The sequence below is a fragment of the Candidatus Tenderia electrophaga genome (assembly GCA_001447805.1).
Classification (GTDB): domain Bacteria; phylum Pseudomonadota; class Gammaproteobacteria; order Tenderiales; family Tenderiaceae; genus Tenderia; species Tenderia electrophaga.
Map to the genome: position 1 here is coordinate 1785298 of CP013099.1, position 14250 is coordinate 1799547.

14 protein-coding genes are annotated in these 14250 nt (G+C 60.4%); 11 read left to right on the top strand and 3 right to left on the bottom strand.

Features of this window, described 5'->3' with window-relative positions; all coding sequences use genetic code 11:
* Window positions 1-66: 66 nt before the first annotated feature.
* Both Tel_08230 and Tel_08235 read right to left on the bottom strand, forming a co-directional pair.
* Window positions 67-363 carry a hypothetical protein gene (locus tag Tel_08230; protein ID ALP53144.1) on the bottom strand — a complete coding sequence of 99 codons (297 nt, stop codon included), beginning with the start codon at window positions 361-363 and terminating at the stop codon, window positions 67-69.
* Window positions 364-431: 68 nt separating this feature from the next.
* Window positions 432-1370, bottom strand: a complete 939-nt coding sequence (locus Tel_08235; protein ID ALP53145.1) for a hypothetical protein — start codon at window positions 1368-1370, stop codon at window positions 432-434.
* Window positions 1371-1749: 379 nt separating this feature from the next.
* On the opposite strand from Tel_08235, the gene Tel_08240 reads away from it, so the two are divergent.
* The 11 genes from Tel_08240 (at window position 1750) to Tel_08290 (ending at window position 11455) form a co-directional block, all read left to right on the top strand.
* Window positions 1750-3495 carry a hypothetical protein gene (locus Tel_08240; GenBank protein ALP53146.1) on the top strand — a complete coding sequence of 582 codons (1746 nt, stop codon included), beginning with the start codon at window positions 1750-1752 and terminating at the stop codon, window positions 3493-3495.
* Between the two features lie 69 nt (window positions 3496-3564).
* On the top strand, window positions 3565-4218 hold the full coding sequence (locus tag Tel_08245; protein ID ALP53147.1) for a hypothetical protein: 654 nt from the start codon (window positions 3565-3567) through the stop codon (window positions 4216-4218).
* 287 nt (window positions 4219-4505) lie between these two features.
* The gene (locus Tel_08250; protein ALP53148.1) at window positions 4506-4964 is read left to right on the top strand and encodes a hypothetical protein; all 459 of its coding nucleotides are present in this window, start codon (window positions 4506-4508) and stop codon (window positions 4962-4964) included.
* Entirely contained in the window at window positions 4964-5239 is a 276-nt protein-coding gene (locus tag Tel_08255) for a hypothetical protein (GenBank protein ID ALP53149.1), read from the top strand. The genes Tel_08250 and Tel_08255 overlap by 1 nt, the downstream gene beginning before the upstream one ends.
* Window positions 5236-5529 carry a cation:proton antiporter gene (locus tag Tel_08260; GenBank protein ALP53150.1) on the top strand — a complete coding sequence of 98 codons (294 nt, stop codon included), beginning with the start codon at window positions 5236-5238 and terminating at the stop codon, window positions 5527-5529. The genes Tel_08255 and Tel_08260 overlap by 4 nt, the downstream gene beginning before the upstream one ends.
* Window positions 5530-5561: 32 nt before the next feature.
* On the top strand, window positions 5562-5810 hold the full coding sequence (locus tag Tel_08265; protein ALP54783.1) for a hypothetical protein: 249 nt from the start codon (window positions 5562-5564) through the stop codon (window positions 5808-5810).
* On the top strand, window positions 5800-6543 hold the full coding sequence (locus tag Tel_08270) for a hypothetical protein (GenBank protein ALP53151.1): 744 nt from the start codon (window positions 5800-5802) through the stop codon (window positions 6541-6543). Before Tel_08265 ends, Tel_08270 begins: the two co-directional genes overlap by 11 nt.
* The gene (locus tag Tel_08275) at window positions 6536-6820 is read left to right on the top strand and encodes a hypothetical protein (protein ALP53152.1); all 285 of its coding nucleotides are present in this window, start codon (window positions 6536-6538) and stop codon (window positions 6818-6820) included. Before Tel_08270 ends, Tel_08275 begins: the two co-directional genes overlap by 8 nt.
* 8 nt (window positions 6821-6828) lie before the next feature.
* Entirely contained in the window at window positions 6829-8277 is a 1449-nt protein-coding gene (locus tag Tel_08280; GenBank protein ALP53153.1) for a hypothetical protein, read from the top strand.
* Window positions 8274-9770, top strand: coding sequence for an NADH dehydrogenase (locus Tel_08285; protein ALP53154.1), 1497 nt, complete (start codon window positions 8274-8276; stop codon window positions 9768-9770). The genes Tel_08280 and Tel_08285 overlap by 4 nt, the downstream gene beginning before the upstream one ends.
* Entirely contained in the window at window positions 9767-11455 is a 1689-nt protein-coding gene (locus Tel_08290) for a hypothetical protein (GenBank protein ALP53155.1), read from the top strand. Before Tel_08285 ends, Tel_08290 begins: the two co-directional genes overlap by 4 nt.
* A gap of 21 nt (window positions 11456-11476) precedes the next feature.
* On the opposite strand, the gene Tel_08295 is transcribed toward Tel_08290, so the two are convergent.
* Window positions 11477-14185, bottom strand: coding sequence for a carbonate dehydratase (locus Tel_08295; GenBank protein ALP53156.1), 2709 nt, complete (start codon window positions 14183-14185; stop codon window positions 11477-11479).
* Window positions 14186-14250 lie beyond the last annotated feature (65 nt).

Consider the following 14250-nt stretch of genomic DNA (forward strand, 5'->3'; position numbering starts at 1 on the left):
TAAACGCAAAAAAAATCCGGCCGCGGCCGGATCGGGTGGTGATCTAGGCTTAGGCTACGCCGGATTCTACTGCGGCTGCTCGCTGGTGGCTACAGAATGAATCACGCGGCGGTCTTCAAAATAGACCATCATGCCATCATATTGCCAGCGGCTGATGGGCGGATCACCCACGGTGTGGAGGCGCTGGGCCGGTTCGCCGAAAAAGCGCCTCACCTGTTGCATCTCCATCCCCCGCACGGGCATGGAGCCAAGACCGGCGGCGGATTGGCGCGCTGCGGTTTGCGCATTGCTTTGGGCCACCGCGGTGGCGGGCAGGATCACGGCGAGGCAGAGGGGCAGTAGCAGGCGCAGCAGTGTAGGCATAGGGATTCCCTGTAACGACGATATCCATGTTATCGGAAGCGCAGCGGCGGATGTTAGCCGCCGGGGATTTATTCGGCGGCGGCTTGGTAGCGGCAGCAGTTTCTGCCACCGCTCTTGGCCTCATACAGGGCGGCGTCGGCGCGCGCGAACAGGCTCTCGCGGGTTTCGCTGTCGCGCTGGGTACAGGTGACACCGATACTGACGGTGGTGGAAACATGGGTGCCGTCGCAGATGATGCAGGTTTCTTCGATCTTCTGCCGCAGGCGCTCGGCCAGCAGGGTGGCACCGTCACGATCGGTGTTGCTGAGCAGGATCAAAAATTCCTCGCCACCGTAGCGAAACACCATGTCGGAACTGCGGATAGCGGTCTTGGCGGCCTCCGCCACGGCCTTGATGACGCAATCACCCACGGCATGGCCGTAGTTGTCGTTGATTTTTTTGAAATGGTCGATGTCCATCGCCAGCAGCGACAGCTGGGTCTTGTGGCGGATGGCAAGATTGACTTCCCTGTCGATCACTTCGTCCATGCTTGCCCGGTTGTTGACCCCGGTGAGGGGATCTTTGTGCGCGGCCTCGACTGCCTTTTTGTAGAGCAGGGCGTTGCGCAGCGGATAGACCAGACCACACAGCAGGGTTTCGATCAGTGTGGTCTCGGCCTTGGTAAATTTCTTGCGCCGGCTGATGACCAGTTCGCCCAATGTCTCGCCGGATACCACCAGGCGATAGGTGCAGGAGTGCGCGGCGCTGTTGCCGATGCTGTGCTTGATCCCCAGTTCGTCCTGGGTGTAGCTGATGGATTGATAGTCCACCAGGCGAATAATTTCGTGGGCGAAGATATCGATGAGTTGGCTGACGTCCAGGGTGGTCTGGAGGATGCCCGACAGGCGCAGCGCGTGTTGCAGTTCGTCCTGGCTGTCGTCCTGCGGCAAGGGCATGACCATGGCCAGATTGCCCAGGCGATCGTAGCGGGGTTGCTTGTGTTCTTGTTGTTGTATAACTGCGCTCATAAGCAAAAAACCTCCTGACTGCCCCTAGCTATGCGAGATGCATGCCAATCTCGAGTATAAATCCCTAAAAACTATTAAAACAGTAAGTTATATCCCAAGCTCGGCATGGCGGCGATTCTATCGTCAACACATTGACAGGCTAATGGCACCACAAGTTCCCTGGTAATACGCTGCTGCGACACAATTCCGACGCATGCCCGAACATTAAAATTTACCTTTATTCATGGTGATACGGAAATAAATTATAGAGCTACTAGAGAAATATGCAACAAGTGTGTGTAATTCCCCGGGGGGCACAATCTTGCCGCGTATATAAAGGTAAAGGTCAAAGAGGGCGATGATCCTATATGGATAATCCAGCCACGCGGGTGTGAGCAAGATGCAAACCTATGCCGTAAAAACCGACAACGATCTGAAGGCGCTGCTGCGTGTGCACAAACGCATGCCCGATATGCAGCTGGGCGATGCCTTGATTGAGGAGGGAATGATCAGCGCGGAGCAGTTGGAAACAGCGTTGGAGGCCCAGCGCCAATACAAAACCAGCAACCAGCATCTGGGACAGATATTGGTGCAATCCGGTTTGGTCACGCCCGAGCAATTGACGGTGGGCTTGGCGCACAAGCTGGCGATTCCGTATGTCAGCATCGCCGAGTTCGAAATCGAGCCTCAGCTAATCAGCCGGGTACCGCCGGAATTGGCTCAGCACTACAAGGTGCTGCCGTTGGCCAATTTCAACGGCAGCTTGGTGGTGGCCATGATCAATCCCTTCGACCAGGCCGCCGTCGATGCCCTGCGCTTTAATTCAAAAATGAACATCGAGGTGGTGATGGCCTCGAGCGAGGAGGTCGTCGAGGGGGTGAACAAGCACTACAGCAGCTACGAAGAGATGGAGGCGCTGGAAGATCTTAAGCTCGACCCAATCACCGAGCCCGCTTCCAACGAGCAGGCCCTGCATAGGGTCGAGGCCGAGGCCAAGAAAAAGCCCATTGTGCGCCTGCTCAACTCCATCGTGTTGCAGGCGGTCAACACCAAGGCCTCGGACATCAATATCCGGCCGGAAAAGGAGCGCGTCAACGTCTTCTTCCGCGTCGACGGCAAGATGCAGTTCGTTCGCAGCCTGAGCCGCAATCTGCTGCCGGCCCTGGTGAGCCGGGTCAAGATCACCGGTCAAATGGACATCTCGGAGCGGCGCCTGCCACAAGACGGACATGCCCGCCTGCTGCGCCAAGGCAAGCAGATCGATCTGCGTATTTCGGTGGTGCCCACGGTCAACGGCGAGAGCGTGGTGATTCGCATATTGGATAAGGATGCGGGTCTCAAGCCGCTGGACGCATTGGGCTTCAGCCCCGATGAGCTCAGGCAGATCCGGCGCCTGATCAGTCGTCCCAACGGCATCTTTCTGGTGACGGGCCCGACCGGTTCCGGCAAATCCACCACGTTGTATGCCGTGCTCAACGAAGTCAAGCAGCGCAACCCCCACATTCTGACGGTGGAGGATCCGGTGGAGTACGACATGGCGGGGGTGGAGCAGGTGCAGATCTCGCTGGCCAAGGGCTACACCTTTGCCGAGGCCTTGCGCCACTTCCTGCGCCACGACCCGGACGTGATTATGGTGGGTGAGATCCGTGACGAGGAGACCGCTCGCATCGCCAACAAGGCGGCGCTGACCGGTCATCTGGTATTCAGTACCCTGCACACCAATGATGCCGCGTCCACCGTTACGCGCTTGTTGGACATGGGCATCGAAAGCTACCTGCTCAGCACCACGCTGTTGGGCGTGATGGCCCAGCGCCTGGTGCGGGTCAACTGTCCCGACTGCAGCGCCGAGGAGAGCGTGGAGCCGTATATCCGCAAAACTCTCAATCTGGCGCCGGACGAAAAATTCCAGCGCGGTGCGGGCTGCTTCAAGTGTCATTACAGCGGCTACCATGGTCGTACCACCGTCATTGAATTATTGCGCGTCACTCCCGAAATCGCGCAACTGATTATCGCCGGACGGCCCGCCAGGGAGATTGCCGACACGGCCGTCAGCCAAGGCATGCGCAGCCTGCAGCAATGTGCCTTGGACCTGGCCCGGCAGGGCAGAACCTCGCTGGAAGAGGTCTACGCCCTGTTTACGGAGTAGATTTATTCAGTTTCGTTTAACCCTGCTTGGCTAATCTGCGGCTGTAGTCAACAAACAAGGGTTAATGCGATGAAGTCAGACTCAAAAACAAGTATCAATGTTTGGGACCCGCTGGTGAGGGTGTTTCACTGGTCACTGGCGCTGTTCTTTATTGTCTCTTATCTAAGCGGTGATGAAGAGTCGCTGCTCCACGTCTGGTCCGGTTACGCCATTGTGACATTGTTGGCTATCCGAATCGTATGGGGGATTATCGGTTCTAAATACGCGCGCTTTTCCAATTTCGTTTATGGGCCGGCCGAGATTCGCGGCTATGCGAAAGGCATGCTTAAGGGTGATGCGCCACGCTATATCGGCCACAATCCGTTGGGCGGACTGATGATCGTCGTCTTGCTTCTAAGTCTGATGGCGACCACCACCACCGGCATGCTTTACTACGGTGCGGAAGAGGGCAAAGGGCCGCTGGCCGGTGTCGTGGCAGAGCAAAGCATTATCATGCCCAGCCTGGTCAGCAGTGCCCACGCCGATGACGACGGGCATGAGGCCAAAGAGCACGGCGATGAACGGTATGAATACCTGGAAGACCTGCATGAATTCTTCGCAAATTTCACACTATTCTTGGTGATGATCCATCTCGCCGGCGTGTTGGTGGAAAGCGCGTTTCATAAAGAGAGTCTGGTAAGGGCCATGTGGACGGGGCGGAAACGGGTCGGGCCGCAAGTTTGATTCGTCGAACCGCGTAAGCTAACAGAGGGCCCAGGGAAGGGCCCTTGACTTAATGTATCAGCGCCAGAACATACGAGCCTGTGAGTCCCAAATGATGATGCCTCTACGTGGATGTGCGCGCGGCACTCCCTGCCCTGATGTCCGTCTATAATCCGTTGTGAACAGTGCTGTTTTAAATCCACTGTGATTGTATTAATCTAAAGGTACAGTCCGCAGTCGATAGCTAGGAGAGCGTGTTGACCGTTCGTAGAGCAGAGGGGACCTCTCTATTTCACCACCTGGGGGCGTTGGTCCTGTTTGTCGGATTGTGGTGGTTGCTAAGCGGTGAAGATCGGCAATCCTGGATTGTGGGTGTACCCACCATTATCCTGGCCTGGTGGGTGTTTTCGCGCAGTCGCGGCGCGGTGCTGGTGCCGGTGCGTTTGGGCCCCTTGGTTTCTTTTCTGCGTTTGTTCTTCAATTTCAGTGTTCGAGGCAGCGTTGATGTGGCCCGGCGGGTCTTGTCGCGTGAAATGGATATTGATCCCGGCGTAGTCAGATTTACCTTTACTAAATTGGCTCCCGGTGGCGGACGCTTGTTGTTCGTCGCAGTAATCGGGTTATGTCCCGGCACACTCTGCTTTGATCTCGGCGATGATTCGGTGAGTGTCCATGTATTGGATCGCAACGCCCCCATAAACGATGAGTTGTGTCGCGTGGAGGCGGCCATCGCTGCTCTGTTCGGGCCCGTGGCGGAGAGTGCTTGATGGACGCCTTTTATCTGCTCATGGCCTTGATATTACTTATAACTATACTGTTCGGGCTGATTCGGGTGGCGCGCGGCCCGGCGGCGGCCGACCGTATGTTGGCAGTGCAATTGTTCGGCACCACGGGCGTGGCCGTTGTGTTGTTGTTGGCCAAGGGGCTTGATCAACCGCGCTTGTATGAGGTGGCGCTGGTGTTCGCCGTCTTGGCCGCCATCGTTTTGATAGGATTTGTACGCTTGTACTGGCGCACCGAGGAGCGACGGGCAGGATCATGATCGAGTGGCTGGCCGCGGTATTGATCCTGGCAGGCATGGTGTTCTTTATCGCCGGAACGGTGGGCCTGTTGCGTCTGCCGGATGTGTATTGCCGCCTCCATGCGCTGAACAAGGCCGATAATATCGGGCTTGGCTTGGTGGTATTGGGGTTGCTGATTCAGGCCGACAGCCTACGCCAGGTGCTGCTGCTTGTGTTGATCTGGTTGTTGGTGTTGTGCGCCAGTGTGGTCGGCGCCTACCTGGTTGCCAACCGCGCACACTTAAAAGGGATGGCCCCGTGGCAACGCTGAGTGAGTCGGTGCTATGGGGCTTTGACCTGATCATGGCGGCGTTGTTGCTGGGTTTAAGCTGGCGCCTGATGCGTTGCCGCGACGTGTTTACGGCGGTGGTATTGTTCATTGCCTTCGGTTTGGTAATGGCCTTGGTATGGGTGCGTCTCAATGCCCCGGACGTGGCCCTGGCCGAGATCGCCATCGGCGCCGGTGTTACCGGCGCCCTGTTGCTGACCGCGCTGGCACGGCTCGAGCATCACGATACGGTTCAAGCCAAGGATCAGAACCATGCGCCTTGATGAAGCGCCCTTGCCGCAACGTCGCTGGCTGCAGCCACTCATCATCGCCACCTTGACGCTTGTCGCGGCCGCGCTGATCTGGGCCGTGTTCACCATGCCGGACGCAGCGCGACCGGCGCGGCAATTGGCCTTTGAGCGCCTGAGCGAGAGTGGCGTCAGTAATCCGGTGACGGCAGTACTGCTCAATTTTCGCGCTTACGATACCTTGCTTGAGATCAGCGTGTTGTTGTTGGCGCTCACCGCCGTGTGGGCGGTGGGGCGGGTCCAGCCGCCGCTGCCGCCCGCCGATGCCAATTTCATGCTCAAAAGCACCGCCCGGCTGTTGACACCGGTGTTGATCCTGGTGAGTGGCTACCTGCTCTGGACCGGCGCCAAGACCCCCGGCGGCGCGTTTCAAGCGGGCTCGGTGTTGGCGGCGGCGCTGCTGCTGCAGTTGTTTGCCGGACAACTGTCACTGCGCCTGGCGCATTGGTCGATGGCGAGCTGGCGCTGGTTGACGGCGCTGGGTCTGATGGTGTTCGTATTGGTGGCGCTGGCCATGGCCCTGGCCGGGCGTCATTTGCTGGAATATTCCCCTGCCGGTGCCGGCCGTTGGATCCTGTTGATCGAAACGGCGTTGACCGTCTCCATCGCCGCCATGCTGACCGGCCTGTTTCTCGGCTGTGAGCCGCCCGCCTTGTTGCGTCACCGTCCTGGCATCGACACGCGCGCACGCGAGCAAACGGATGAGTAGCGGCCAGTTTTTTGCCGTGGTCGGGGTATTGTTGTTTGTCTCCGGACTGGGCGGCGCCATGATCAGCGCCCATGTGGTGCGCCGCATCCTGGCGTTGAACGTGGCCGGCAGCGGGGTGTTCTTATTGTTGGTGGCCTTGGCCTATCGAGGTCAGGATGCGGTGCCGGACCCCATCCCCCACGCCCTGGTGCTGACGGGCATCGTGGTGGCGGTCTGCACGACCGCCTTGGCGCTGGTGTTAGCTGTGCGGCTGGCCCAGGAAAGGACACATGAATGAGCGCGGTAATGCCGGTGTTTTGGCCCCTGCTGGCCGCCGTGGCGCTGGCCGCGTTTCCGCGCGCGGTGCGTGTCTGGATCGGACTGGTGGGCGTCGGTACGGCATGGGCGCTGGCGCAGTTATACGAGCGCATTGGCAACGCGGGCCCGCTGCGCTATCAATTGGGCGGCTGGGGCGCGCCGTTGGGGATCGATCTCTACATCGACGGTCTCGCCCTGTTCATGCTCATCACCACCTGGTTGGTGGGCTTGGCCGTGTCCTTATATGCGCTGGGCTATTTCGCCGGCGCCGAGCATAAGGCGCGCGAAGGGCGCTACTTCTGGATACTCTGGTTCTTTCTCTGGGCGGCCTTGAATGCCCTGTTCATGTCGGCCGACCTGTTCAACCTCTACGTCACCCTGGAGCTGGTGAGTATCGGCGCGGTGGCGCTCACTGCGCTGTCGGCGAGCAAGGCGGCCCTGACTGCGGCGCTGCGTTATCTGCTGGTCGGTTTAGTGGCCTCGCTGAGCTACCTCATGGGCGTGGCGTTGCTCTACAGCGGTTACGGTCAACTTGATATCTACGCCTTGGCCGGGGTGGTCACGGCCCAGCCTCTAACCTGGTGCGTCATGGCCCTGATGCTGGCGGCGGTGATGATCAAGACGGCGCTGTTTCCGCTGCACTTCTGGTTGCCCCCGGCCCACAGCAGCGCCCTGGCGCCGGTCAGCGCGCTGCTGTCGGCCCTGGTGGTCAAGACCGGTTTTTATCTCTTTGTGCGCCTGTGGTTCGAATTGTTCGAATCCGTGACCACTATGGCACTGGCCAATCTGGTGGGTGTCTTGGGTGCGGCCGCCGTGTTGTGGGGGTCGATTCAGGCACTGCGCACGGCGCGCCTGAAACTGCTTATCGCCTATTCCACGGTGGCTCAGTTGGGCTATCTGTTCTTGTTGGCGCCACTGGCCATGTCCACCGTCGGGGCGGTGGCTTGGAGCGGGGTGTTTTATCTGCTCATCGCCCATGCCTGCGCCAAGGGGGCGTTGTTCCTCAGCGCCGGCACCATAATGAAAGTGCTGGGGCATGATCGTCTCAATGAATTGCAGGGGCTGGGCAAGGTCCTGCCTTTGACCCTGGCTACCTGTGCGTTGGCGGCGGTGAGCCTGGTCGGTTTGCCGCCCAGCGGCGGCTTCGTGGCCAAGTGGTCCTTGCTGGTGGCCGCCGCCGAGGGTGGACAGTGGTGGTGGATCGTTCTGTTGGCGGTGGGCGGTTTGCTCACCGCCGCCTACCTGTTTCGGCTATTGTCACCGGCCATGGCCGGGGGGACATTTGAAAATGAAATACGCGAACGGGATTATCCACTCATGGTCTGGCCGGCCTTCGCCCTGGCGGCCTTCGCCCTGGTGCTGGGTGTGGTGGCCCCGAACTTCTTCGAACTGCTGCTGATCGGTGCGCCGGTCGCGGCGGGAGGCAACGGCGCATGACTTGGCACAGTCTTTTGCCGCTGTTGTTGGTGTTGAGTTCGCTGATACCGGGCCTGGCCATTTTCTTTCTGCACGAGCGGGCGCGGCGCACCCGTATCGCGCTCAACTTGGGCGGCGCGCTGCTCAAAACCGGCCTCATGGGGGTGATGATTGCCGGTATTTATGCAGGCCAGGATTTTGAATTCCGCATACCCTTTATGCTGGATTACGACCTGGTCTTGCACGGTGACGCCATGTCGGTGATCTTCGCCTCGCTGTCCACGGTGCTGTGGTTGGTGACCACCGTCTATGCCATCGGTTATCTGGAAGAATCGCCCAATCGCAGTCGCTTTTTTGGATTCTTCAGCCTGTGCGTCAGCGCCACCATCGGTATCGCCCTGGCGGGTAACATGATCACCTTCGTCGTGTTCTATGAATTGCTGACCCTGACCACCTACCCGCTGGTGGTGCATCGCGGCACGCCCGAGGCGCTGCGCGCCGGCAAGATCTATCTTATCTATACTTTGGTGAGCGGCACGCTGTTGCTGGTAGCGGTGCTGTGGCTGCGCACCCTGGCGGGGCCGTTGGATTTTACCGCCGCCGGCCTGTTGGCTGACATCGATCCACTTCATTATGACGCCTTGATTATCATCTTCTGGATGTTGATCGCCAGCCTCGGCGTCAAGGCGGCACTGGTGCCTTTGCACGGTTGGCTGCCCCTGGCCATGGTGGCGCCGGCGCCGGTCAGTGCCTTGTTGCACGCGGTGGCGGTGGTCAAGGCGGGTGCCTTTGGCATCATTCGCGTGGTCTACGATGTCTACGGCATCGAGTTCTCCGCGCGCCTGGGGGTGTTGACGGGCCTGGCGGTACTGGCCGCGATTACCGTGATCTATGGTTCGCTGCGCGCCTTGTTTCAGGATGATTTAAAAAAACGCTTGGCCTATTCCACGATCAGTCAGGTGTCGTACATCATCCTCGGAGTGGCCATCTTCGGGCCCCTGGCCACTATCGGCGGGGTCACCCACCTGGTGCACCAAGGCATTATGAAAATCACCCTGTTCTTCTGCGCCGGTAATCTGGCCGAGACCCTGCATATCCATCGCGTCAGTGAAATGGCCGGGGTGGGGCGGCGCATGCCCTGGACCATGCTGGCTTTCACCATCGGCGCCCTGGGCATGATCGGTCTGCCGCCGCTGGCGGGCTTTGTCAGCAAATGGTTTCTCGGCGTTGGCGCGGCGGATCGGGAGATGGCTTGGGTGCTGTGGGTATTGGCCGCCAGCAGCGCCCTCAATGCCGCTTATTTTCTGCCCATACTATATACCGCCTGGTTCAAACCCCCTCAGCGGCAGTGGCATGAAGAGTTTCCGCGCGCCCGTTTCGAGACCCATTGGATGTTGCTGTGGCCGCCCGTTGTCACCGCCCTATTGGTATTGCTGGCGGGTCTGTTCGCCGCGAGTGAGTACAGCCCGTTGAGTTGGTCCAAGATCATCACCGCCCGGGAGTATCTGCAATGAGTGCGGCCCTGTTATTCGTTACGCCGCTGTTTCCCCTGTTGCTGGCAGTCGCCGGGTTGCGTTGGCCGGCATTGTCGCGCTGGAACGCCGTGGGCCTGGCGCCGGCGGTGGCGGTTCTGGTCGCTGTGGAGATAGACAGCAGCGCCAGTTACACCTGGTGGCTGCTGGGTAGCGAACTGGGGCTGGACCGCACTGCCTTTGTGTTCCTCTGTTTTACCGTGGTGCTGTGGCTGACGGCGGCGCTGCTGGCCAATGGAGAGATAGACGCAGCGCGACGGTCGCGTTTCAGCCTGGTGTTTCTCATGACCATGAGCGGCAACCTGGGCGTGATTCTGGCCCAGGATGCGGTCACCTTTTATCTGTTTTTCGCCCTGATGAGCTTTGCCTCCTACGGCTTGGTGGTTCAGCGCGGTGACGCCGCGAGCAGGCGCGCCGGCCTGATCTACCTGGTGGGTATCATGATCGGCGAGGTGGCATTGTTTGTCGCCTTAGTCATGCTTGACAGCGCTGCCGACGGTATCGGTTTTGATGGCCTGAATAATATCCAAGTGCCGGCGGCGGTCATGCTGTTGTTGCTGCTTGGGTTCGGCATCAAGAGCGGCATGCTGCTCTTGCACGTCTGGATGCCCCTGGCCTATGCCGCCGCCCCCAGCGCCGCCGCGGTGGTGTTGGCGGGGGCCATGGTCAAGGTGGGGCTGCTGGGCTGGCTGCGTTTTCTGCCCTTGGGCTGGGATATCACTGCGGTATGGGGTCAGATATTTTTAGTGGCGGGTTTCGTGGCCGCGTTTTACGGTGTCGTGATCGGGCTGTTGCAACGCAACCCCAAGGTGATCCTGGCCTATTCCAGCGTTAGCCAGATGGGCCTGATGACGGCCTTGATCGGCGTGGGATTGCTGGCGCCGCAACACTGGCCGAGCCTGCTGACGGTCACGCTGATCTATGCCGCCCATCACGCTCTCGTCAAGGGCGCCCTGTTTGTCGGGCTGGGGACGCTGGCTGCCAACACCGGTCTCTGGCAGCGGCGCGCGCTACTGCTGAGTTTCGTCATTGTCGCCCTGGCCATGGCCGGCGCGCCGGCATTGAGTGGCGCCGTCGCCAAGCTGGCCTATAAATCGGCGACCAAAGAGGTGCTGGATCTGGGGCTGCTGCTCAGCCTTTCTGCCGTGGCGACCGGCCTGTTGATGGCGCGTTTGCTCGATTGTTTGCGCTATCTGCCGCGCAGCGATCGGCCGCTGAGCCAGGGGCCCTGGTATTTGTTGTTTGCGCTGTTGCTGCTCTGGCCCGCCCTCTGGCCGACGGCGCGTATTTACCTCATCGATACCCTGACGGCGGCGCATCTTGTCGCGGCCCTGTGGCCGGTGCTGGCCGCGGCGGCGGGATACGGACTGTTCATGTTGCTGCGGCGCTTTGTCTTCCATGGCCTGGATATAGGCGTGCCGCCCGGCGATGTGCTGATGATTTACGCAGCCGTGGTGCGCGCCTTGGGGCGGACGACGGATTCCGTGGTGCAGTATGTGGCGCAGTCGGCCACGGCCATCTCGATCGCTTGGCAACAGACGGCGCTGCAAATGCGGCAGTGGCTGCGGGTGGGAGAGTTTGAAGCACTGCTGCTGCGCTGGGAAGTGGCCTGGAGCTTGTTCCTCGGTTTGATGGTGCTGTTGGTGCTGGCGGCGTTGGTGGTCTGAGCCGGCTGAGCGACCGAACGCTTATTGGTGTACGCCGTGGCGCCGCAACAGCCACTTTTCGATTTCCACCATAAACAGTACGCTGGCCGCCACCGGCACAATCAGCCCCCAGCTGGCCAGCGCCAGCGCCGTCGTCCCGAACAGCGTCTGGGCCGGGGCGGCATAGGTAAACAACAGTTGCATGACCATTAGGATGCCGATGGCCCAGAGCACATAGCGATTGCCGAAGAACCCTGCCCGGTTGAGCACACTGCCGGTGATATAGCGGGTGTTGAAGATGTAAAAGATTTCGAACATCACCAGGGTGTTGACCGCCACGGTGCGGGCATACTCCAGCTCCGCGCCCTGGCTGCGATACCACAGGAACAGGCCGAAGGTCCCGGCGACGATAATGGTGGAGACGAAGCCGATGCGCCACACCAGCATGGTCGACAGGATGGGGGTGCGCGGGTCGCGCGGCGGGCGCTGCATAACATTGGCCTCGGACGGTTCGAAGGCCAGCGCTAGGGCCAGGGTGACGGCGGTGACCATGTTGACCCACAGGATTTGCACCGGTGTGATGGGCATGGCCATGCCCAATAAGATGGCGGCGATCAGGGTCAGGGCCTCGCCGCCATTGGTGGGCAGGATGAACAGGATGGCCTTTTTCAGGTTGTCATAGACGGTGCGGCCTTCTTCCACGGCACTGGCGATGGAGGCGAAGTTGTCGTCGGTGAGCACCATCTCGGCGGCTTCCTTGGAGACCTCGGTACCTTTACGGCCCATGGCGATGCCGACGTCGGCGCGCTTCAGGGCCGGGGCGTCGTTGACACCGTCGCCGGTCATGGTGACCACATGTCCCATCGCCTGCAACGCCTTTACCAGGCGCAGTTTGTGCTCCGGGCTGGTGCGGGCATAGACATCCACCTGCTCAAGCCGCTGTGCCAGTTCGGCGTCGTCCATGGCGTCCAGTTCCACGCCGGTGAGGGTGGCTTCGCCGTCGCCGATGTGCATCTGCTGAGCGATGGCGGTGGCGGTGATGCCATGATCGCCGGTGATCATCTTGATGCGGATGCCGGCGGCCTGGCACTGGCGCACCGCTTCGATGGCCTCTTCGCGCGGCGGATCCATGAGACCCACCACACCCAGCAGGGTCAGGCCGGACTGGACATCATCGAAGTGCAGCTCGCGCTTATGGTCCACGTTGGCGCCCGAGGCAATGGCAAGCAGCCGATTGCCGCGGCGCGCCATGGCATCCATTTGTTGTTGCCAGTAATTGTGATCCAGCGGGATATCCTCACCGCGCATGCGTTGGCAGCTGCACATCTCCAGGATGCGTTCCGGTGCCCCCTTGATATAGATAAAGCCGTGACCGGCATGGTCATGGTGCAAGGTAGCCATGTAGCGATGTTCGGATTCGAACGGAATCACATCGGTACGCGGCCATTCCTCGTTCTCCCGCTGCAAATCGAGACCGGCCTTGAGGGCCAGGGTGATCAGCGCCCCTTCAGTGGGATCGCCACGCATCTGCCATTCGCCTTGGTGACACTCGACCGCGGCGTCGTTGCACAGGCTGGCGGCGCGGCACAACTCCTGCAGCACGGGATATTGTTCCGCATCGACAGGCTTATCATCGAGCAAAAACTCGCCGTGGGGGTCGTAACCGCCGCCGCTGACCTCAAACAGGCCGCCGGCGGTGGTGACCATGCGCGCGGTCATTTCGTTGCGTGTCAGGGTGCCGGTCTTGTCGGAGCAGATCACCGTCACCGAGCCCAGGCTTTCCACCACCGGCAGGCGCCGCACAATGGCGTTGCGCCTGGCCATGCGCTGGACACCGATGGCCAGGGTGATGGTCATGATGGCGGGCAGGCCCTCGGGAATGGCCGCCACCATCAGTCCGACGGCGGCGAGAAACATCTCCGCGGCGCTGTAACCCTTGAATAGCACGCCGAAGGCGAAGGTGGCCGCGGCAATGAGGATAATGGCCGTCGACAGCCACTTGCCGAATACGGCAATCTGTTGCAGCAACGGTGTGGTGAGTGTTTGCACCTCGCCGAGCAGGGTGCTGATGCGACCGATTTCGGTGCGATCGCTGGTGGCGACCACCACGCCGCGGGCCTGGCCCGAGGTGACCAGGGTGCCGGAGTAGGCCATGCAGCTGCGATCGCCGATGCCGGCCTGTTCCGCTACCGGGTCGACGGACTTGTGCGCTGGCACCGATTCGCCGGTGAGCATGGCCTCGTCGACGCGCAGCTCCTTCACCTGGGACAGGCGCAGGTCGGCGGCCACCTTATCGCCCGATTGCAGCAGCACCACGTCGCCCGGCACCAGATCTTCAGCCGGAACGGTAACGGCCTTGCCATCGCGCCGCACCGTCGCCTGTTGCGACAGCATGTTGCGAATCGCATCGAGGGCCTTTTCCGCCTTGCCCTCCTGGATAAATCCGATCACGGCATTGAGAATCACCACCGCCAGAATGACGCCGGTATCGATCCAATGCTGCAAAAAGGCGGTCATCACGGCGGCGCCGAGCAGGACATAGATCAAGACATTGTGAAACTGGCTGAGGAGGCGCCGCAGCGCGCCGCGTTGTTGCGGCGGCTTGAGGCGGTTGGGGCCGTACTCTTTGAGTCGTGCCTGGGCCTCGGCTGGTGTCAAACCGTCATGCTTCGTATCCAACTGCGAAAATACGCTGTCGATGTCCTGGCTGTGCCAGGTCGGTGAGGAAGATGCTGTTTCAGGCGTATTCATAGCTGGACAGTGTGACAGGAACGTCGCTGACAAGAAAATTCAAGCCTTCCAGAAGGCTATAGGAA

What these genes read in the sequence shown, in the direction of transcription:
- Tel_08230 (ALP53144.1), bottom strand. Translation starts at nt 363, where the DNA reads ATGCCTACACTGCTGCGCCTGCTACTGCCCCTCTGCCTCGCCGTGATC.
- Tel_08235 (ALP53145.1), bottom strand. Translation starts at nt 1,370, where the DNA reads ATGAGCGCAGTTATACAACAACAAGAACACAAGCAACCCCGCTACGAT.
- Tel_08240 (ALP53146.1), top strand. Translation starts at nt 1,750, where the DNA reads ATGCAAACCTATGCCGTAAAAACCGACAACGATCTGAAGGCGCTGCTG.
- Tel_08245 (ALP53147.1), top strand. Translation starts at nt 3,565, where the DNA reads ATGAAGTCAGACTCAAAAACAAGTATCAATGTTTGGGACCCGCTGGTG.
- Tel_08255 (ALP53149.1), top strand. Translation starts at nt 4,964, where the DNA reads ATGGACGCCTTTTATCTGCTCATGGCCTTGATATTACTTATAACTATA.
- Tel_08260 (ALP53150.1), top strand. Translation starts at nt 5,236, where the DNA reads ATGATCGAGTGGCTGGCCGCGGTATTGATCCTGGCAGGCATGGTGTTC.
- Tel_08265 (ALP54783.1), top strand. Translation starts at nt 5,562, where the DNA reads ATGGCGGCGTTGTTGCTGGGTTTAAGCTGGCGCCTGATGCGTTGCCGC.
- Tel_08270 (ALP53151.1), top strand. Translation starts at nt 5,800, where the DNA reads ATGCGCCTTGATGAAGCGCCCTTGCCGCAACGTCGCTGGCTGCAGCCA.
- Tel_08275 (ALP53152.1), top strand. Translation starts at nt 6,536, where the DNA reads ATGAGTAGCGGCCAGTTTTTTGCCGTGGTCGGGGTATTGTTGTTTGTC.
- Tel_08280 (ALP53153.1), top strand. Translation starts at nt 6,829, where the DNA reads ATGCCGGTGTTTTGGCCCCTGCTGGCCGCCGTGGCGCTGGCCGCGTTT.
- Tel_08285 (ALP53154.1), top strand. Translation starts at nt 8,274, where the DNA reads ATGACTTGGCACAGTCTTTTGCCGCTGTTGTTGGTGTTGAGTTCGCTG.
- Tel_08290 (ALP53155.1), top strand. Translation starts at nt 9,767, where the DNA reads ATGAGTGCGGCCCTGTTATTCGTTACGCCGCTGTTTCCCCTGTTGCTG.
- Tel_08295 (ALP53156.1), bottom strand. Translation starts at nt 14,185, where the DNA reads ATGAATACGCCTGAAACAGCATCTTCCTCACCGACCTGGCACAGCCAG.